Consider the following 19,561-nt stretch of genomic DNA (forward strand, 5'->3'; position numbering starts at 1 on the left):
TCGGGCTGCTCGTCGATCCTGCCTGCGGCGGGTCCGACGACGAGCGCCGTTCTGGAGGGGGCGGACGTGACGACGGCGCAGGGGACGTTCGCGCGCTACGAGATCGTCGACCTCGACGCRGCCGTGATCGAGGCGATGCGGGGCCGGGCGCTCGACAGCCTGCTGGCCTCGTTCGGGGACCGGCGGCCCGCGCTCGAACCGGTGATCGGGGTCGGCGACTACGTCGCGGTCTCGGTGTGGGAGGCGGGCTCGGGCGGCCTGTTCTCGGGGCCGCTGGTGGCCGACCGCTTCTCGGCCGGCTCCAAGTCGGCGATGATCCCCGAGCAGGTGGTCTCGCGCGACGGCGCCATCTCGGTGCCCTACGCCGGGCGCATCCAGGTCGCCGGCCGCCGCACCCAGGACGTCCAGTCCCTCATCGAGAGCGAACTCGCCGGCAAGGCCATCCAGCCCCAGGTGCTCGTCTCGGTCACCCGGCCGATCTCGCAGTCGGTCACCGTCACCGGCGAGGTCGCCGCCGGCGCCCGCGTGCCGCTCTCGGGCAAGGGCGACCGCATCCTCGACGTCGTCGCCGGCGCCGGCGGCGTCAAGGCGCCGGTCAACGAGACCTTCGTGCGCCTCTCGCGCGGCAACCTCACCGCCACCGTGCCGATGACCACCATCGTCTCGAACCCGCGCGAGAACATCTTCCTGCGCCCCAACGACGTCCTCACCCTGGTGCGCGACCCYCAGACCTTCCTCGCCGTCGGCGCGCTCGGCAACGCCACCGAGATCCCGTTCTCGGCCGAGGGCATCACGCTGGCCCAGGCGCTCGCCAAGTCGCGCGGCCTGTCCGACAACCTCGCCGACCCCGCCGGCGCCTTCATCTTCCGCTTCGAGCCCGCCAGCGCCGTGCGCCGCCTCAAGCCCGACAGCCCSCTGCTSGCCACCAACCTCGTGCCCGTCGTCTACCGCATCAACATGCGCGACCCCAACAGCCTGTTCCTCACCCAGGCCTTCCGCATGAGAAACCGCGACCTCATCTACGTCTCCAACGCACCCTTCTCCGAGGTCCAGAAGGTCCTCTCCGTGTTCTCCACCGTCGCGAGCCCNACCCAGGCCTTCCGCATGAGAAACCGCGACCTCATCTACGTCTCCAACGCACCCTTCTCCGAGGTCCAGAAGGTCCTCTCCGTGTTCTCCACCGTCGCGAGCCCGCTGACGGCCGGCGCGGCGGTCTATTCGGGCGTGCGCTGAGAAAGTCGGGGCCCCAACGAAAAAGGCTCCCGGAGACCGGGAGCCTTTGATCGACGAGGCCAGGCGTCGGGCCTGTGCGTCATACCGTTCACGGTTGATCACTTCGTGATGCGGACATGGGCTTCGCTCAGGCGCCGCCGCGCTTGGCCATCAGGCGTTCGATCAGCGATCCGCCCTTCTCCATGTCGGCGAGCTCCTCGGCCACCGCCGTCACCGTCTCGCGGATCTGTTCGGGCGTGTGGTCGGAGGTCATGAAGAACCGCAGCCGCGAGGCCCGCTCCGGCACCGCCGGATGGATGATCGGCTGCACGTTGATGCCGCGCTTGAACAGGCGGTCCGACAGGGTGACGGACTTCAGGGAATCGCCGACGATCACCGGGATCACCGCGAGCCCGAGGCTCGTGCCGGTATCGAGGCCGTGCTTCTTGGCGCAGGCGAGGAAGAGCTGGCCGTTCTGGCGCAGCCGCTCCACCCGCTCGGGCTCGGCATGCATCAGGCCCAGGGCGGCTTCCGCGGCGGCGGCGAGCGGCGGCGACATGCCGACGCTGTAGATGAAGCCGCCGGCCGTGCACTTCAGGTACTCGATCAGGGCGGCCGGGCCGGCGACGTAGCCGCCGCAGGCTGAGAGCGTCTTCGAGAGCGTGCCCATCCAGATGTCGACGGAGCGCGAATCGACGCCGCAATGCTCGGCCAACCCGATGCCGGTCCGCCCGAGCACGCCGAGGCCGTGGGCGTCGTCGACCATCAGCCAGGCGTTGAAGCGCTCCTTGAGGGCGACGAGGGAGGCCAGGTCCGGCGCGTCGCCGTCCATGCTGTAGAGGCCCTCCACCACGATCAGGGCGCGGCGGTGCTCGTGCCGGGTGGCGCCGAGCAGGGTCTCGAGGGAATCGAGGTCGTTGTGCGCGAAGGAGCGGCGCTGCGCGCCCGAGAGCTTGGCCCCGGTGACGACGCTGTTGTGGATGAGCGCATCGTGGAAGATGACGTCGCCCGGCTCCATCAGGGCGCCGATGGTCGTGACGTTGGTGGCATGCCCGCTCACCATCACGACGCAGGCGTCGGTCTCGTAATGCTCGGCCAGGGCCCGCTCCAGGGAGAGGTGCCCGGGGCGCTCGCCGGCCACGATCCGGCTCGCCGAGGACGACGTTCCGAACTCGTCGAGCGCCTTGCGGGCGGCCTCGTTGATGTCAGGGTGCCCGTTGAGGCCGAGGTAGTCGTAGGACGAGAAGTTGATGAAGGTCCGCCCGTCGATGCGCGTGGTCGCGCCGGCACGGGTGTCGTGGACCCGGAAGAACGGGTTGCCGAGCCCGATGAGGTTGGCGGCCGAGCGCTGGAGCTTGAGCTCGCGGTAACCCGGCAGCGATTCGAAGCGCTGGACCGCCGCATCGCCGGAGCCGGCCTCGTTGGCCTTGGCCGCCGGGCGGACCGCGTTGGCGGTGCGCCCGAGCCGATTGGTCACGAAGCCCGCCAGAGCCGCACGACCGCCGTCCGGTCTCGCCGTGTCGGTCATATCAGGATCTCCTTGATGTCGAGGCTGTTCTCTTCCACCAGCGCATGGAAGGGCTGGAGGCTGCGCACGTCGACCCCTTCGCTGGCATGGCGCTGGGCGAGGCTCATGACGGCGGCGGCCGCATCGTCCACCGGGGCGGAGACCGACTGGATCAGCGTCTCGGTCAGCTCCGTGACCGTGAGGCCCGACGAGATGCCGGAGGGCGGCGCCTCGAGGGCGAACCGTTCCTGCAGGCTCGCCCCGAGTTCGACGCCCATCAGGGAGTCGAGGCCGATCTCGGAGAGCTGGCGCACCCGGCTGATGTCGTCCTTGGGCAGGCGCAGGATGCGGGCGATGTCCTCGACGATGGCGTCGGCCACCGTCTTGCGCACCGTGTCGAGATCCTGCGTCTTGAGCAGGGCGCCGATGTGGATCGCGGTGACGGTGCCAGCGTCCATCTGCTGGTCGGAGCCGAGTTCGGCGTAGCTCGGCGAGCGCATGGTCGCCAGGCGCTCGCGGGCCTTGCCCCAGTGCATCGAGGCGATGGCGATCACCGCGTCGTCGGACTCGCGGCCCTGGTTCTCCAGCGCCTCGGCCATCAGGTCGAGGCAGCGGCGGGCGTCCATCGGCGTGACGCCGACACGACCGGCCAGGGTCTCCATCACGGCGCGGTTGCGGGCGAGCACGCCGACGTCGCCGATGGCGCCCCAGGCGACGGCCAGGGCCGGCAGGCCGAGGCGGCGGCGCTGGCGCGCGAGGCCTTCGAGGAAGCCGTTGGCGGCGACATAGGCGCCCTGTCCCGGGTTGCCGATGAAGGTCGTGGCCGACGAGAACAGCACGAAGTAGTCGAGGTCGCGACCGCGGGTCACCGCGTCGAGATGCTCGGCACCCACCACCTTCGGACGCAGGACCGCGTCGAGGGCGGGAGCGTCGATGTTGGCGATCAGGCCGTCCTGCAGCACCATGGCGCCGTGGATGACGCCGGCGAGCCGGCCGCCGTCCGCCTCGATGCCGGACATCAGGTCCTCCACGGCGGCACGATCGGTGATGTCGCAGGCGCGCGCCTCGACGGTGACGCCCTTGGCCCGCAGTGCGGCCACGGCGGCCTTGGCCTCGTCGCTCGCCGCGCCGTTGCGGCCGACCAGGAGGAGGCGGCGGGCGCCGCGGTCGGCGAGCCAATGCGCCGCTTCGATGCCGAAGCCGCCCAGACCGCCGGTGAGGAGGTGCACGCCCTCGGCCGAGACCGTGAACGGTGTCGTGCGCGCCACCATCACGCTGCCGGCCTTGGGCGGCGCGATGACGATCTTCCCCACGTGTCCCGACTGCTGCATCAGGCGGAAGGCGTCCGAGACCTCGTCGGCCGTGAAGGGCTGGTAGGGCAGGGGCTTGAGGCCGCCTTCCTTGAACAGCGCCATCACCTCGCGGAAGAGGCGGGCTCCGTCCTCGCCCTGGTGCTGGAGCACCTGGTCGAGGTCGACGCCGAAGTAGGAGAGGTTCCGGCGGAACGGGCGCAGGCCGATGTGGGTGTTGGCGACGTAGTCGCGCTTGCCCAGTTCGATGAAGCGGCCGAACGGCTTGAGGACGTTGAGGCTGCGCTCCATCGCCTCGCCGAACAGGCTGTTGAGGACCACGCCGACGCCGTCGCCGGTGATGCGGCGGACCTCGTCGACGAAGGCGAGCGAACGCGAATCGAGCACGTGCTCGGCGCCCAGCGCCTTGACCAGGGCGCGCTTCTCCCGCGAGCCGGCGGTGGCGATGACGCGCGCGCCCTTCAGCTTGGCGATCTGCAGCGCGGCGAGGCCGACGCCGCCGGCGCCGCCGTGGACCAGCACCCACTCGCCCCGCCGCAGGCGGGCGCAGGTGACGAGGCTGTAATAGGCCGTGAGGAAGGCCACCGGCACGGTGGCGGCGGCCTGCGCGTCGAGGCCGGGCGGGCTCGGGGCCACCACGAGTTCGGGGGCGACGATATGGGTCGAGAACCCCGATTGCGCGAAGGCGACCACCGGGTCGCCGGGCTTGAACGCCTTGACGCCCGGACCGATCGAGACGACCCGGCCGGCGACCTCGAGGCCCAGGCGCGGACCGGCGAACCCGTCCTCCAGGATCTCCTCGGGCAGCATCGAGAGCGCCCAGAGCACGTCGCGGAAGTTGAGGCCGGTGGCCTCCACCGCAATCTCGACCTCGCCGAGGCCGGGGGCGCGGCGCTCGGCCGGCCCCCAGGCCATCTCGTTGAGGCCGCCGGTATTGCTGCGCTCCAGCCGCGCGGCCGGGGCGGGCACCGCGTCGGCGCCGGGCCGCCGCGCGGCCTGTCCGGGGGTGAAGCGGATGACGCGGGTGCGGTCGTCGTCGAGGACGATCTCGGTCTCGGGGGTGCCCGACAGGATGAGGTCGCGCAGGCGTTCGGCCGAGCGCTTCGACGAACTCTCCGCGGAGAGGTCGACCCGGCGCACGTCGAGATTGGCGACCTCGTTGGCCAGCGTGCGGGTGAAGGCCCAGACGCCGGTCTCGACGGCGCTGCCCTCGATCGTCCCGTCGCGGGTGGCGCCGGGGCAGATCACCCACAGGCGGGTCTGGCGCGAGCCGAGATGCTCGACGCAGCGCTTGAGGCTGAGACAGCGGTCGCGCAGGCGGTCGGAGGCCTCGCCCTCGCGCCCGAAGGCCCCGGCGAGGAACACCACGGTATCGGGGGTGTCGCGCTCGAGTTCGAGCAGCGACTGCTCGGAATCGAGGATGATCGAGACGTGGACGCCGCTGGCGACGAGCAGGGTCGCCAGGGAGGAAGCGGTCTCGGCCGCGAAGGCGTCGTGCGAGCCGATGACGAAGGCGAAGCTCTGGCCCGCGGCCGGGCGCTGCCGGGGCGGCGCCTCCGCCAGGAGCAGGAGGTCGTCGCCGTTGGCCGAGACCGCCCGGTCGACGGCCACGCGCACCAGCCCGGTGTCGCTCAAGGAGCGCTGCCAGCCGGTGATGTCGTCGAGGCGTCCCACCGGCATGTCGGTGTCGGACTGGAACCAGCCCGGCGTCAGGCCGAAGACGAGGTCGCGGAACAGCGAGGCGGCCGGCTCCACGGCCAGGAGAACGCCGCCGGTGGCCAGCGTCTCGGCGAGCCGGTTGAGGAGGCCGCGGTCGCCCCGGTGGAGGACGTCGCTGGCCAGCATCAGGTCGAAGCCGGCCATCGCCAGTTCGGCGGGATCCTCGACGACGGTGACACCACGCGGCAGGGCGAGGCGGGCACGCTCGGCGAGGCGCCGGTCGGCCTCGAACACGGTGAGCTGCGCCTCGATCCCGTCGACGAAGGCGGCGACCTGTGCCGAGAGCGGCCCGAACCCGACCTGGAGGAGGCGCAGGGCGCGGTCGCGCGGCAGGTGGTCGCGGCAGGCGGTGACGATGCCGGCGATCACGTTCGCCGAGGCGCGGGCGGTGGCGCTGCGCAGGACGAACGCATCGAGGGCGTTCTGCGACAGGGTCGGCACGGTATCGAGTTCGTTGGCCAGGAGCCGGCCGACCACGGCGCCGATGTCCGCGACCAGGACCAGTTCGGCCGAGAGCTCGGGATGATCGGACGCGATCCAGCGCATGATCTCGTCGGGCGCGGGCAGCGACACGTCCTTGCGCAGGGTCCAGCGTCCGTTGTCGAGGGTGGCCAGATCGCTGCTCTCCAGGGCGAACAGCGCGTTGTGGACCCACGGGCGCATGGCCTCGGGTACGCGCTCGTCCACCGCCACGGCGCCCGCGCGCTGCAGGCCTTCGGCGAGACGATAGGCGAGGGAGGTGGCCCAGCCTTCGAGAAGGAGGTGGCCGGGCGCCAAGGGCGATTCGGCGGCGGCACGGGCGGCCTTGGCCTGCGGCCGCAGGATCTCGGCGATGCCGGGCAGGCGCGAGGCGGCAATGGCCGTCGGCTCGGTGGCGAGTTCGGGGCGCTGGGCGATCGCGAAGGCGGCCAGATCGTTGCCGCCCTTGGCCCGCAGGGCCTGGAACCGGCCTTCGCGGATGGTGGCGACGACCTCGCCCTCGGCGTCGACCAGGGTAAAGTCGGCCAGGATGCTGCGCTCGTTGCAGCGCCGGGTGTTGATCATCGCACGGGCGATCACCGCGCCGGGCTTCACGAGCCGGATCTCGCCGAACCGCACCGGCACGTAGGCCTTGTTGGAATCCTCGCCGAGGAGATCGGCGAACAGCAGGATCAACCCGTGGAAACAGGCGTCGAGCCGGGAGGGCACCAGCGCGAAGCGCGGGTCGGCCTCGGCCGGCACCAGCTCCGAGACGATGGTGGTCTCGTCGATGCGCGCACTCAGGGCGACCTGCCGGAAGCTCGGGCCGAAGCCGAGGCCGGACGCCGCCGCCCGGCGGTAGAGCTCGGCGCCCGACACCGCATGGTCGGCCGGGACATGGATGTCGACCCGCTTCGGCACCGCATAGGCGCCGTCGACGATCTTGGCCGAGGCATGAAGCTGCCACGGGGAGGCGGTCAGGCGCGGACGGCTGAGGATCTGGATCTGGTTACCGCTGCCCGAGAGGCGGACCGTGACCTCGCGCAGGGAGTCCTCGCCGAACACCATCGGCGACTGGATCTCGAGCTCGGCCAGCACCACGGCGTCGCTGCGGGTCGCCTCGCGGGCGACGCTGAGCGCCATCTCGACGAAGGCGGCGCCGGGCAGGATGGCCTGCCCCTCGATGCGGTGGTCGTCGAGTTCGGGCACGGTGGCGACGTCGACGTGGCCGTGCCAGTCGAGGCCGTCGGGGGCGACCCGCGAGCCGGCCAGGGGATGGAACTGGCGCGCGGTGAGGCCGCCGACGCCCTCGGTGGTCTCGGCGAGGCGGAAGCTGCGGCGCTGCCAGGGGTAGAGCGGCAGCGCGACGTCGCCGGCCGGGTTCTCGCCGAACACCGACGCCTCGTCGACGGCAGCTCCCTGGACGAGGGCCAGCGCCATGGCGCGGGCGATCGGATCGCCGCCGGCCGGCTTGCGGTTCATGACGCCGACGGTGGCGATCTCGATGCCGAGCGGCTCGACGGCGTCGCCGATGTGCGAGAGCAGCGCGGCGCGCGGGCCGACTTCCACGAAGATGCGCGCACCCCGGCGAGTCGCCTCCTGCACCGCCTCGCAGAAGCGGACCGGCTCGCGGATGTTGCGCCACCAGTAGCCGGCGCCGAACTGGTTGCCGGCCAGGATCGTGCCGGTGACCGTCGAGACCATGGCGGTGGTGCCCGCGCGGGTCTTGAGGCCGGCCAGATCGCGCAGCAGCGGCTTCTCGGTCGGGTTCATCAACCGGCCGTGGAAGGGATATTCGAGGTCGAGCTTGCGCCCGCGGCGGCGCTTGCGCGCCAGCGCCTTCATGGCCGCGTCGATGGCGGCCACCGGGCCGGCGACGGTGACGGCCTTGGGGCTGTTGTAGGCGGCGATGTCGAGGGTCGGGTAGTCCTTGAGGAAGACCTCGATCTCCTCCACCGGCGCCAGCAGCACCGCCATGGTGCCGAGCCCCCGCGTCGTCTCCTGGTGCAGGCTGCGGTAGAAGATGACCCGCACGGCCTGTTCGAGACTCAGGATCCCGGCGGCCTCGGCCGCGGCGATCTCGCCGACGCTGTGGCCGAGCACGTAGCTCGGATTCAGGCCCGAGGCCCGCAGGGCGGTGGTGGAGGCGCTGGAGATCGCGAAGATCAGGGGCTGGGAGACGCGGGTCTGGACGAGGCGCTCCTCCAGGTCCTCGGCGAACAAGGCCTCCTTCAGCGACCAGCCCGAGAACGCGACGAAGAGCACGTCGATGCGGTCGAAGGCGGTGCGGAAGACCGGGTTCTCGGCATAGGCCTCGCGGCCCATCCCGGCCCACTGGCTGCCGTTGCCGGAATAGACGAAGGCGACCTCGGCCGAGCGGTCCACGGCGGTGCCGACCACGGCCGCCTCGTGCTCCTCGCCCTCGGCGATGCCGCGCAGGGCGCCGACCACGTCGGCCCGCAGCGGCACGGCGACACGGGCGGACAGGCGCTCGCGGCGATGGGCGGCGCCGGCCGCGACCCGGTCGATCTCGGCCGGCTCGGCCCCATCGAGGCGCTCGGCGTAATCGAGGGCGAGTTCGTTGAGGGCGGCCCGGCTCTGGGCCGACAGCAGCAGGATCTCCGGGGCCCGCGTCTCGCCCGCCGTCGCCGCCACCGGGGCGGCGTCGGTGAGGATCACGTGGGCGTTGGTGCCGCCGAAGCCGAAGGAGTTGACGCCCGCGAACCGCTCGGCGCCGTTGCGCGGCAGGGCCAGGGGCTTGGTCGCCACCGTCAGGTTGAGGTCGTCGAAGGCGATGTCGGGGTTGAGGGCATCGGCGTGGAGCGAAGCCGGCAGCAGGTCGTGCTCGAGGGCGAGGCTGGCCTTGAGCAGGCCGGCGAGGCCGGAGACCGGCTCGGTGTGGCCGATGTTGCTCTTGATCGAGCCGATCGGCAGCGGCGCCTGGCGCGGGCGGCCGAGCCGGCCGCCGATGGCGCCGGCCTCGATCGGATCGCCGACCTGGGTCCCGGTGCCGTGGGCCTCGACGAAGACGAGCCGGTCGAGATCGACCTCCGCGTCGCGGTAGACCGCCTCCAGCAGCTCGCCCTGGGCGTAGCCGGAGGGCAGGGAGATGCCCGTGGTGCGCCCGTCGGAATTGACGCCGCTGGCCGCGATGACGCCGCGCACGGTGTTACCGTCGCGGGCGGCCGCCTTGGCCGAGCGCAGCACGAGGACGACACCGCCCTCGGACCGGACGTAGCCGTCGGCCTGGGCCGAGAACGCGCTGCACAGCCCGCGGCGCGAGAGCATCTGGGCGTTGGAGAAGCAGATGAAGTTGAACGGGCTCGCGAGCAGGTTGACGCCGGCCACGACCGCCGTGTCGATCCGCCCGCTGGCGATGGCCGCCACGGCGGCATCGAGCGCCACGAGGGAGGACGAGCAGGCGGTGTCGACCGTGAAGCTCGGGCCCTTGAGGTCGTAGATGTAGGAGATGCGGTTCGACAGGATCGAGAGCGTGTTGCCGGTGGCGGCATAGGCGTCGCCCGACGCGGTATCGAGGACGCGCAGGTTGCCGTAGTCGAGGGAGGAGGCACCGACGAAGACGCCGATCCCGCTGCCGGCCACGCCCGAGGGGCGCAGGCCCGCATCCTCGAGGGCTTCCCAGGTGAGTTCGAGCAGGAGCCGCTGCTGCGGGTCCATCTGCTCGGCCTCGCGCGGCGAGATGCCGAACACCGCCGGATCGAACGACCAGATGTCGTCGAGGACGCCCGCGGCCCAGGTGTAGCTCTTGCCGCGCTCCTGGGCACGGGGGTGCCCGAAGCGGTCGAGGACCCAGCGATCGTCCGGAATGCGGCTGACGGCGCAGCGGGCTTCGGAGAGGAGCTGCCAGAGGCCGTCCACGCTCGGAGCACCGGGCAGGCGGCACGACCGGCCGATGATCGCTATGTCTGTACGTTGTGTCACGTTCGGTTCGCACACGCTCTTGAACGGGGAACAAAGCCGACCGCCCCCCAAGGTGGCGATCACCGTCACCCTTAGTATGCACTCACGACGCTGTCCAACCCGGGTCCGAATAGCCAAGCCCATTCGGTGGATGAAACGAAAGACCTGTGGCACGTATTCATCAATGGTACCCCCGGGGGATTGCAGGATCGACAGCGCCGATCTTCACTGTAATTTCAGGTTTCGACCTCACCGAAACCTAACAACGGCCATAATCCTCCGACCCGGTCGGGTTCCGCGACCGTCGCGCCGCCGTCGTCCACAGGCGGATGGGCGATGTCAGCCGTCGAGCCGCAGTCGAGGCATCGACGAGGACATGGCTGCGGCGGCCTCATTGGCGCGATGACACGGCGGCCCTGGCACTGGCCGGACGGCGGCATCCCGAACAGGGCGGGGATATCGCGCAACTCTGCCCGAAGCCGCCGCTGTAGTGTCGATGCAGGACGAACGATCGGTCCGAGCCTGGCGAGATCGCGATGCCCGGTGCCCCCGCGAATGCCGGAGCGAGCGTGTTGCGACGCAACGCCGCCGCTCCGAGGGGCCGTTCAGAGGCGAAAATGCGCCGAGACCCGCGACAGATTGGGATTATAGAACGGGTCCGACCGTAGCTGAGGCTCCCAGCGGTCGTGCATCACGCGGATCTCTGCCTCGAACCGCGCCCGCTTCTCGGGCGTGTCCTCGGGTCCGCGGCTCTTCGACTCGTGGTGCATGAGCCGGGCGTGCGGGGTCCACACGATGCGGTAGCCCGCCTGCCTGACCCGCAGGCACAGATCGACGTCGTTGAAGGCGACGGCGAGATGCTCGGCGTCGAACCCCCCCACCTGCGCGAACACGCCGGCCCGCATGGCGAGGCAGGCCCCGGTGACGCCGGACACCTCCTGCGACAGGGTCATGCGCGCGAAGTAGCCGGGGTCGTCGCCATCGAGCCCGAGGTGGCTGTGGCCGGCGACCCCGCCGATGCCGAGCACGATGCCGCCGTGCTGCAGGGTGCCGTCCGGATAGAGGAGCTTGGCGCCGACCGCCCCGACCTCGGGATCGACGGCGATGGAGACGAGTTCGCGCAGCCAGCCCTCCTCGACGACCTCGATGTCGTTGTTGAGGAACAGCAGCACGCTGCCCCGCGCCGCGGCCGCGCCGCGGTTCGAGAGATCCGAGAAGTTGAAGGCTCCCGGCACGCGCACGATCCGCACCCGCGGCTCGTTCGCGTAGCGCGCGAACAGGTCGCGGGTCGCCGGTTCGCGGCTGTCGTTGTCGACGACCACCACCTCGAGCGGGCCGTAGGCTGTGCGCTCGAGCAGGCCGTCGAGGGCGACCGCGAGCAGTTCCGCGCGGTCCCGCGTCGGCACGATCACCGAGACGAGGGGGCTCGGCTGCGGCACCGGCCGGACCAACCGGTTGAAGCCGTAGGGACCGCGCTCGGCCCGCCCGCCCGAGGGCTCCACCACCTCCGCCAGCGCCCGCAGGCGTGCGGCCTCGGCCCGGGCCAGGGCCCTGTCCGAAAAGGTGCCCGAGCCGCCCGCCGCCCGCCAGTGGTAGAGGACCTTGGGGATGTGCCGCACCCGGGCGGGGTCGAGCCCGGCCGACAGCCGCAGCAGCAGGTCGTGATCCTGACTCCCTTCGAAGCCCGGCCGCAGTCCGCCCACCGCCAGCAGCGTCTCGCGTCGCACCACGGTGAGGTGGTTGATGTAGTTCTGCCCGTAGAGCAGCTCGCGGTTGTAGTCCGACTTGAAATGCGGCTCGAACCGGCGGCCGCGTCCGTCGATCTTGTCCTCGTCGCTGTAGACGAGGTCGAGGGCCGGATCGGCCCGCAGGGCCGCGGCGACCTGATAGAGGGCGGTCTCGGCCAGGACGTCGTCGTGGTCGAGGAAGGCGACGTGGCTGCCCTCGGCCATGGCGATGGCGTCGTTGGTCGCCCGCGCGATGTGGCCGTTCTCATCACGCCGAAGGACACGGATGCGGGGGTCGCGCGCGGCGTGGCGGGCGATCAGGCGCGGGACCGCCGGGTCGGTGGAGGCGTCGTCCACGAGGCAGAGCTGCCAGTGCGGATAGATCTGCCGGCGCACCGAGCGCAGGGCCGCGGCCAGGACGCGGGGGGCCGGATCGTAGACCGGCATGACCACGGACAGGAGCGGCGGATCCCGCCACTCCGCGATCTCCTGGCGCAGCCGCCGCCGGTCGGCCTCGTGGAGCGTGTCGAAGCGGCGGATCCATTCGCGATAGGCGGTCTCGCCGCGGTGGCCGAGGGCGCGGGCGAGGAAGCCGCGGGCCCGCACCTTGAGACCGAGGCAGCGCCAGTAGAGCGCCTTCGACGTCAGGGTGGGCTGGCGCAGGAAGGCCTGGAGCAGGAGCGAGGGGCGCCGGCGACGGCGGATCGACAGGTCGGAGACCGAGACCGGCTGGTCGCGCGAGAGCGGCGTCAGGCGCAGGCCGAGCAGGGCGCCGGGCAGGCGTCCGGTCCAGCCGAAGCTGTCGTTGCCCTGGGCCGTCTCGGGCAGGTTCTGGACGACGCTGCCGTCGGGCCCCGAAGAGACGGCATCGAGCAGGAAGCGCCCGACGCCGCCGCTGCCGGCGTCGCGCAGGCGGATCGTCACCCAGGTCCCGGCGAGGCGGCGACCGGCGAGGTCGAGCCAGAAGGTTTGCCCGTCGCGGCTCATGGACAGGGCTTCGCGCCGCCCGACGCCGCGGGACAACCGCACCGAGGGCGGCGACCGGACCACGACCGGACCGTTCGTCACGAGTCGTTCCAGCCCTTGGAGACGGCGTTGAGGACCGCGTCCGACATGGCGATGTCGAAGACCAGCATGTCTTCGGCGAGCTTGACCGCCCGCAGGCGCTCGGCGAGGGCGCGCGCCGCATCGGGAATCGGTGCCGGCGTCGGCACGGGCTCCAGGATGCCGAGGCGGTCGTAGAGGGTGGTCATGAACGCCTTGAAGAAGCGGCGGTGCCCGACGATGCCGACGCGGGACAGAACCTCGATGGCGACGATGGAATTGCCCGGATGCACGCGGTCGTCGGGCAGCTTGGTCCCGCACAGCCGGGTGAGGGGGTTGAAGAGCAAGTGGTAGGCCGGCTCGGGCAGCATCCTGAACAGCCGCTTGAGGCTCTTGGCGTCGTCGAGGGCGTGCCCCGCCACGTATTCGGCCGCCTCGGCGACGCTGCCCAGGCGCCAGCGCTGCCTCGGGTCGGCGGCGACGACGGCGCGGTCCTGCAGCCAGAGGAGGCGGGTGGCCATCTCGATAAAGGGATCGTGGACGAGGAGGGTCGTCAGCGTGTCGTCGCCCTGCAGGAAGCCCTCGTAGCGCGGCAGGATGATCGCGCCCGACTGGAACGAGGAGGTCATCCAGGGGCTCTCGAACAGGACCCGGGCCACCTCCTCCGAAAACCGGCCGACGCCGAAGTAGCTCTGCTGGAAGTGGTCGAACAGCGCCGTCTCGATCACCGTCTCGGGGTGGATGCTCGTGTTGACGAGGACGACCTTCTTGCGGACGACGTTCGGGTGGGGCGCCCGGCGATAGACGAGGACGTTGGTCTCGACGTCGTAGATCTCGACGCGCCGCGCCTGCGCCAGGCCGGGGAACTCGGCCTCCTCCACGACGAAGACGCACTGCCCGGTGGCATGCCAGCCGGCCGCCCGGATGGCGTCGTCCGTCACCCGGGTCGGGATCTCCGCCACGCGCTCGCCCTCGATGACGACGGCGATGCGACCGATCGCGGTCGGGTTGTCGGGAACGACCCAGCCGCGGACGGCATGGCCGAGATCATGATCGACGTAGAACCGCATTCCTCAGCCGCTGACCCATCGCATCACCCGCCTCGTGGGCATCGCATCACGCCCGGCCATCGATCCCCCGTCGTGCGCAGGGGATCGTGCGCAGGGGCTCGTGCCGCTCCCGCGAGCCCATAGCGCACTTTCGCGCAGGATGCAGCGAGGCACCCGCCAGGGGAGGCGGCCGGCCTTCGCTCGGACGACCGCCGCCGATTATCTTGCCGTCCCCGGCCAGCTTGAGCTTGCAACGCCATCGGGCAGAAGCTATAGGCCGCACCTCGCCGGGGCGGATCGCTCCGGTGCGGGCGCGTAGCTCAGCGGGAGAGCACTACCTTGACATGGTAGGGGTCACAGGTTCGATCCCTGTCGCGCCCACCATTCCCCTCCTCGGGAATGGCCGAAGACAACGGGGTCCCTCGACGGGGCCCTTTTTTCTTGTCCGGTTTCCGTCGCACGCGACCGCGCAGGCCCTTCGGACCGCGCAGGCCTCGCACGGCAGGATTGCAGCGGCGGCGGACCTCGCTAGATAGGCTCCCCGGACGATCGACCCGACGCCGCCCGGCCATCCCCTCTCGTCGAAGGCATCCCCGCGGATGGGCGCATCTGGCCTCGCCTCCCACATCCTGGTCTCGACCGTGCCGGGCGCGCATCTGGCGACCTGGGGCATCGCCGCCCTGGCCACCCTCGGCGTCATCCTGCGCCCGTTCGCGTGGCCGGAGGCGGTGTGGGCGGTGCTGGGAGCCGCCGCCCTCGTCGCCCTCGGCCTGATCGCCCCGGCCTCGGCCTGGGCCGGCGTCCTCAAGGGCACCGACGTCTACCTGTTTCTCGTCGGGATGATGCTGCTGTCCGAGATCGCCCGGAAGGAAGGGCTGTTCGACTGGCTCGCCGGCATCGCGGTGCGGCAGGCCAGGGGCTCGGCGACGCGCCTGTTCACCCTCGTCTACCTCGTCGGCGTCGTGGTGACGGTGTTCCTCTCGAACGACGCCTGCGCCGTGGTGCTGACGCCGGCCGTGTTCGCCGCGACCCAGGCGGCCAGGGTCGAGAACCCGCTGCCCTACCTGCTGATCTGCGCCTTCATCGCCAATGCGGCGAGCTTCGTGCTGCCGATCTCCAACCCGGCCAACCTCGTCGTCTACGCGGCCCACATGCCGCCGCTGAGCGAGTGGCTCGCCCGCTTCGCGCTGCCCTCGCTGCTGGCGGTGGCGGCCACCTACGTCGTCCTGCGCCTGACCCAGCGCCGCGTGCTGGCCGCGCAGACGGTGGCCACCGACGTGGCGGCCGCGCCCCTGTCGGGGACCGGCAAGCTCGCCGGCCTCGGCATCGTCGCCACGGCCGGCGTCCTCATCGCGGCCTCGGCCTACGGGCGCGACCTCGGCCCGCCGACCTTCGTGGCCGGCCTCGCCACCACGCTCATCGTCCTGGCGATCCGGCGCGGCGGCCTCGTGGCGGTGGCCAAGGACGTCTCCTGGAGCGTGCTGCCGCTGGTCGCCGGGCTGTTCGTGCTGGTGGAAGCCCTCGCACGGACCGGCGTCCTCGGGATGCTGTCGGACGCGCTCAAGGGAGCCGCCGCCACCGCGCCCGCCGAGGCCGCCTGGGGGGCCGGCGTCCTGGTGGCGCTCGTGAGCAACGCCGTCAACAACCTGCCCGCCGGCCTGATCGCCGGGGCCGCGGTCCAGGCTTCGGACGTCTCCGAACGGGTGGCGGGCGCGATCCTCATCGGCATCGACATCGGCCCGAACCTCTCGGTGACCGGCTCGCTGGCGACCATCCTCTGGCTGACGGCGATCCGTCGAGAGGGCCTGGACGTGGGCGCATGGAGCTTCCTCAAGCTCGGTATCCTGGTCATGCCGCCGGCCCTGCTCCTGGCGCTGGGCGGGCTGCTCCTCGTTCCCTGAACGCCCGATCCCCGCGCGCCGACCCAGCGGATCGGCGCGCGACAGTTCATGGTGCGTTAACCCTGGCGCGACGATCGTCAGGCGGCGGACCGGTCGGCCGGACATGCGGAGGGAACCATGCGGCCCGTTCTCTTCGCCCTCGTCCTGGCGATGCCCCAGGCGGCCTCCGCCGAGGAGCCCCTCGTCCTGCGCATCCGTCCGCACAGCGAGGCGCCCGAGGGCATCGGCAGCGGACGCGGCGAGGCCGACGAGGCCGCGCGCCGCGCCTTCCAGGCGCGGGAGGCGATCTGGGAGCGCAGCAATGCCAGGGCCCGCATCGTCATCGCCTCCATCTGCCGGGGCTGCCTCAAGGACCTCCCGCCCGCCGTTCCGGACCGGAGCGCGGCGCAGCCACAGCCCCGGACCAGCCCGCCCCCGTAGGCCGGGTCGCCTTGCGACATGCGTGCCCTGGCCATCGGCCGCGGCTCCATGCGATCCACGGCGCATCGCGCGCCGGGAATCGTCCCCCTCGCGCCCAGACATCGTCCCACGCCCTCGAGGTGACCCCATGACCCAATCGCACCCCACCAGCGGCCCCGTGGCCGATCCGGACTGCCCGGTGCCCCTGGACCTCCTCGGCTCGGTCTACCGGGCCGATCCGGAGGACCTGCCCGAGATCCTGGCGGCGATCCCCGCCACGACCCGGGCGAAGCTCGCGGTCTACCTCTACGGCAAGAGCCACATGCACCAGCTCGGCCTGACCGTGGCGCGCGCCTGCGAGCGCGAGGACCTGGTGCGGGTGGCCGGCGAGATCGGCTCGGTGGTGCACGGCCAGTCGCAGCTCAAGCCGGCCCGCGCCCCGACGCCGAGCCCCGCCGCCGCGCCGGTTCCCAAGAAGATCAGCCTCGGCGGTTCCTCCGCGAAGGGCCGCAGCTTCGATTGAGCGGCAGTCCTTTGAGCGGTGGTCCTTCGGGAACCGGATTTAAGCGTTCGTTAACCAGCCGCTTCCATCGTTCCGGAGGGTTCCGGACAGGAGAGCGGACATGACAGCCTTGGATCAGCGGGTGCGTGAGCGCGCCTACCACATCTGGGAGAACGAAGGCCGGGTCTTCGGACGGGCCGAGGACCATTGGCTGCGCGCGGAGGCCGAATTCGGCGCCCGCGTCGCGACGGTCGAGTCGCACCTCCTCGTGGTGCAGCCCTCGGTGCCGGCCACCAGTGCGGCGCCGAGCCCGGCCAAGACCCTGAAGGCCCGCCCCGCGCGGGGCGAGGGCGTCGGCGCCAAGGCCGTGACCGCCATCGAGGCGGCGGCGAAGTCCAAGACCGACAAGACGGCGAAGACCGACGACAAGGCCACCAAGACGGTCGCAAAGGCGAAGACCGATTCGGCCAAGGCCTCCGCCACCAAGGCCTCCGCTACGAAGGCCTCCGCTGCCAAGTCCGCGGTCGCGAACAGCACGTCGCAGCGCTCCGCTTCCGCGAGCGCTGCGCTGCACTGATCGCCGCGATCTCGGATCGATGGCGACGGACCGCCCGCCTTCCACTCGGAAGGCGGGCGGTTTCGTTTGCGCAGCCCCCCGAGCCGGATCAGGAACGGGCGACGACCTTGGCCGTTGTCGAGACACCGTAGAACGATCGATACCGCTGCGCGCGAAGGACACCGACGATGCCCCGTAGACCGACCCTGTTTGGCCTTGGCGCCTGTGCGCTCGTCGCCGTCGCGACGGTGGCGGCGTCCTCGCCGGTCGCCGCCGGCGGCTACGGTGGCGGACTCGTCGATGCGGGGCCCATGGCCGGAGTCGGCGGCCGGGCCGCCTGGAACCGGCCCTGGGAATACGACTCCGGCAGCGATAACGATCGCCGACCGGAACTGCCCTACTACCAGCAGGGCCGCGGCCAGCAGACCGGCGGCCCGGCCCGCAACCTGCTTCCGGACGACGGACTGCACCTGATCCCGCGCTGAGGCGGGCCGTCAGCGACCGGCGCGGCGGCTCCTGGTGCGGCCGGAGGGGCGCTGTTTATTCATGCAAACGGTATAGATCTGGCGGCCGACGGCGTAGAGCCCGATGCCCTGGGGGTCCGGCGCGGTGAAGACGCGGCTGCGGGCCTCGTCCCGGCAGGCGGCGTCCTGGGCGCTGCGGATCGGTTGGGACTGGGCGAGGGCGACGTCCGGCACGACGATGCCCGCCATCACGATCGCCGCTCCGACCGCCCACAGGCCGCCCATGGACATCCGCTGCCTTCCTCGCGCCATTTCCACGCCCCCCGATGATCGACCCAGGGTGATCGGTTCGGGCGGGCCGGTAAAGCGACCGCAGGAGACCGGGTCGCGAAAAAACGACGGTCTTTTCGAAAAATGCGTGGCCAGCGCGACCGGATCCGGTCTTTCCCGTTACGGGGCGACCCAGACGCAGGCGTCCGACCCGCTCACCGCCAGGCATTCGAAGGGCGCGCCTCCGATCATCGTGCGCTGACTGACGGCGCCGAGACCGGCCTTCGGAATCAGCCGGCATTGCGGATGGGCGGAAAGATGGGCCGCCGCATCCGTCGCCGAGGTCGCCCCCGCGGTCAGGACCCGCAGGGCGACGAGGGTGTCGCAACCGACGACATCCACCGCCGGCTCCTGCGCGACCGCCGGCCCGGCGATGGCGAGGCCCAGGGTGAACCCCAGGGCCAGGGACGCCATCGGCCGCGCGGGGCGACGGGTCGTGGGTCGGCTGTGGGACGTGGTCGCCATAGGCTCTCGTTTCTCCGTGCGGATCGGGGGAGGGGGTTCAGCGCTTTGTCCGTTCGGCCGGAGCCCGGACGGGCGGCGATGCGGGGCCGGGCGCCACGGCGCCGGCCGGGATCCAGTGGCAGACGCCGGTGCCCTGGAGGGTGAGGCATTCGTACTCGCGTCCGCCCAGGGCGAGGCGTTCGCTCACCGCCACGATGCGGGCCGGTTCGAGGAGGCTGCAGCCGAGGTGGTCGGCCTTCGGATCGGACAGGATGGCCGCCGCGGCCGCGGCATCGTCCTGGCTGCGCTGCGCGAGGATGCGCAGGTTGGCCAGGGACGGGCAGCCGGCGGTCTGGACGGGACGGGCAGGGGCCGCGGCGGCGGCCGAGACGGCCAGACCCGCCACCAAGACAACCGACGTTCGGACCATCGCGCGCATGCGGCCTTGCCTATCACGGGGTCGGTGCGCCCCGCCAGCGGGGGCGATCGCGGCGCCGGCGGCTACGGCTCGGGGCGCCGCAGCTTGGCGAACCGCTTGCGGGCACGGTCGCGGCGCAGGCGCGAGAGCCGCTCGATCCAGAAAATCCCGTCGAGCTGGTCGATCTCGTGCTGGAGGCAGGCGGCGCGAAAGCCGTCGGCCTCTTCCTCGTGCGCGGTGCCGTCGACGGCCCGGTACGCCAGGCGAATCGCGGCGGGTCGCTCCACCTCCTCGCGGATGCCGGGCATCGAGACGCTGCCCTCCTCGAAGACCGCGCGCTCGTCGGAGGCCCAGGTGACCACCGGGTTGACGTAGATCCGCACGTCCTCGCCCGGCTCCATCCGGAGGACGACGAGACGCTCGGACAGGCCGATGTGCGGCCCGGCCAGACCGATGGCCGCCACCCGTCGCAGGGTTCCGACCAGCGCCTCGACCCGCTCGCGAAGGGCCTCGTCGAAGACGCAGACGGGTGCCGCCACCCGGCCGAGGCGCGGGTCGGGATAGAGGACGAGATCGGGGTCGGTCATCCCGACAGGCCC

14 protein-coding genes and 1 tRNA gene are annotated in these 19,561 nt (G+C 71.7%); 7 read left to right on the forward strand and 8 right to left on the reverse strand.

Going from position 1 to position 19,561, the window contains the following annotated elements; genetic code table 11:
- Positions 1–135 precede the first annotated feature (135 nt).
- Positions 136–1,088 (forward strand): polysaccharide biosynthesis/export family protein (locus ASG59_RS16235; RefSeq protein ID WP_244475748.1); only part of this gene is annotated, 953 nt, incomplete at its 3' end.
- A 272-nt stretch (positions 1,089–1,360) separates the two neighbouring features.
- Here ASG59_RS16235 and ASG59_RS16240 read toward each other — a convergent pair.
- The 4 genes from ASG59_RS16240 to ASG59_RS16255 all read right to left on the reverse strand — a co-directional run bounded on the left by ASG59_RS16240 (position 1,361) and on the right by ASG59_RS16255 (position 13,969).
- Positions 1,361–2,740, reverse strand: coding sequence for an aminotransferase class I/II-fold pyridoxal phosphate-dependent enzyme (locus ASG59_RS16240; RefSeq protein ID WP_056410107.1), 1,380 nt, complete (start codon positions 2,738–2,740; stop codon positions 1,361–1,363).
- The gene (locus ASG59_RS16245) at positions 2,737–10,149 is read right to left on the reverse strand and encodes a type I polyketide synthase (protein WP_156399279.1); all 7,413 of its coding nucleotides are present in this window, start codon (positions 10,147–10,149) and stop codon (positions 2,737–2,739) included. Before ASG59_RS16245 ends, ASG59_RS16240 begins: the two co-directional genes overlap by 4 nt.
- 584 nt (positions 10,150–10,733) lie before the next feature.
- Entirely contained in the window at positions 10,734–12,842 is a 2,109-nt protein-coding gene (locus ASG59_RS16250) for a glycosyltransferase family 2 protein (RefSeq protein ID WP_082528833.1), read from the reverse strand.
- A gap of 77 nt (positions 12,843–12,919) precedes the next feature.
- Positions 12,920–13,969, reverse strand: coding sequence for a hypothetical protein (locus ASG59_RS16255; protein WP_056410111.1), 1,050 nt, complete (start codon positions 13,967–13,969; stop codon positions 12,920–12,922).
- Positions 13,970–14,257: 288 nt separating this feature from the next.
- On the opposite strand from ASG59_RS16255, the gene ASG59_RS16260 reads away from it, so the two are divergent.
- From ASG59_RS16260 to ASG59_RS16285, 6 genes are all read left to right on the forward strand, one after another.
- A tRNA-Val gene (locus ASG59_RS16260) sits at positions 14,258–14,332 on the forward strand.
- 215 nt (positions 14,333–14,547) lie between these two features.
- Entirely contained in the window at positions 14,548–15,849 is a 1,302-nt protein-coding gene (locus ASG59_RS16265) for an arsenic transporter (RefSeq protein ID WP_082528809.1), read from the forward strand.
- Positions 15,850–15,966: 117 nt separating this feature from the next.
- Positions 15,967–16,269: a hypothetical protein gene (locus ASG59_RS16270; protein WP_055882706.1), complete on the forward strand. Its 303-nt coding sequence runs from the start codon at positions 15,967–15,969 to the stop codon at positions 16,267–16,269.
- A gap of 127 nt (positions 16,270–16,396) precedes the next feature.
- Positions 16,397–16,771, forward strand: coding sequence for a hypothetical protein (locus ASG59_RS16275; protein WP_055882708.1), 375 nt, complete (start codon positions 16,397–16,399; stop codon positions 16,769–16,771).
- A 100-nt stretch (positions 16,772–16,871) separates the two neighbouring features.
- Positions 16,872–17,327 carry a DUF2934 domain-containing protein gene (locus ASG59_RS16280; protein WP_082528810.1) on the forward strand — a complete coding sequence of 152 codons (456 nt, stop codon included), beginning with the start codon at positions 16,872–16,874 and terminating at the stop codon, positions 17,325–17,327.
- A 167-nt stretch (positions 17,328–17,494) separates the two neighbouring features.
- Positions 17,495–17,791: a hypothetical protein gene (locus tag ASG59_RS16285; protein WP_056410116.1), complete on the forward strand. Its 297-nt coding sequence runs from the start codon at positions 17,495–17,497 to the stop codon at positions 17,789–17,791.
- 9 nt (positions 17,792–17,800) lie between these two features.
- Here ASG59_RS16285 and ASG59_RS16290 read toward each other — a convergent pair whose 3' ends face one another.
- The 4 genes from ASG59_RS16290 to ASG59_RS16305 all read right to left on the reverse strand — a co-directional run bounded on the left by ASG59_RS16290 (position 17,801) and on the right by ASG59_RS16305 (position 19,549).
- Positions 17,801–18,061, reverse strand: coding sequence for a hypothetical protein (locus ASG59_RS16290; RefSeq protein WP_244475733.1), 261 nt, complete (start codon positions 18,059–18,061; stop codon positions 17,801–17,803).
- Positions 18,062–18,220: 159 nt separating this feature from the next.
- A complete protein-coding gene (locus ASG59_RS16295; RefSeq protein WP_056410118.1) occupies positions 18,221–18,514 on the reverse strand; it encodes a hypothetical protein in 294 nt (97 codons plus the stop codon).
- Positions 18,515–18,602: 88 nt separating this feature from the next.
- Entirely contained in the window at positions 18,603–18,950 is a 348-nt protein-coding gene (locus tag ASG59_RS16300; RefSeq protein ID WP_156399280.1) for a hypothetical protein, read from the reverse strand.
- 95 nt (positions 18,951–19,045) lie between these two features.
- Positions 19,046–19,549: a peptide deformylase gene (locus ASG59_RS16305; protein WP_056281213.1), complete on the reverse strand. Its 504-nt coding sequence runs from the start codon at positions 19,547–19,549 to the stop codon at positions 19,046–19,048.
- Positions 19,550–19,561: the final 12 nt, after the last annotated feature.

It is taken from the genome of Methylobacterium sp. Leaf466, assembly GCF_001425565.1.
Classification (GTDB): Bacteria; Pseudomonadota; Alphaproteobacteria; order Rhizobiales; family Beijerinckiaceae; genus Methylobacterium.

Coding starts and splice junctions, on each gene's coding strand:
- ASG59_RS16240 (WP_056410107.1), bottom strand. CDS start 2,740: ATGACCGACACGGCGAGACCGGACGGCGGTCGTGCGGCTCTGGCGGGC.
- ASG59_RS16250 (WP_082528833.1), bottom strand. CDS start 12,842: ATGAGCCGCGACGGGCAAACCTTCTGGCTCGACCTCGCCGGTCGCCGC.
- ASG59_RS16255 (WP_056410111.1), bottom strand. CDS start 13,969: ATGCGGTTCTACGTCGATCATGATCTCGGCCATGCCGTCCGCGGCTGG.
- ASG59_RS16265 (WP_082528809.1), top strand. CDS start 14,548: ATGGGCGCATCTGGCCTCGCCTCCCACATCCTGGTCTCGACCGTGCCG.
- ASG59_RS16270 (WP_055882706.1), top strand. CDS start 15,967: ATGCGGCCCGTTCTCTTCGCCCTCGTCCTGGCGATGCCCCAGGCGGCC.
- ASG59_RS16275 (WP_055882708.1), top strand. CDS start 16,397: ATGACCCAATCGCACCCCACCAGCGGCCCCGTGGCCGATCCGGACTGC.
- ASG59_RS16280 (WP_082528810.1), top strand. CDS start 16,872: ATGACAGCCTTGGATCAGCGGGTGCGTGAGCGCGCCTACCACATCTGG.
- ASG59_RS16285 (WP_056410116.1), top strand. CDS start 17,495: ATGCCCCGTAGACCGACCCTGTTTGGCCTTGGCGCCTGTGCGCTCGTC.
- ASG59_RS16290 (WP_244475733.1), bottom strand. CDS start 18,061: ATGTCCATGGGCGGCCTGTGGGCGGTCGGAGCGGCGATCGTGATGGCG.
- ASG59_RS16295 (WP_056410118.1), bottom strand. CDS start 18,514: ATGGCGTCCCTGGCCCTGGGGTTCACCCTGGGCCTCGCCATCGCCGGG.
- ASG59_RS16305 (WP_056281213.1), bottom strand. CDS start 19,549: ATGACCGACCCCGATCTCGTCCTCTATCCCGACCCGCGCCTCGGCCGG.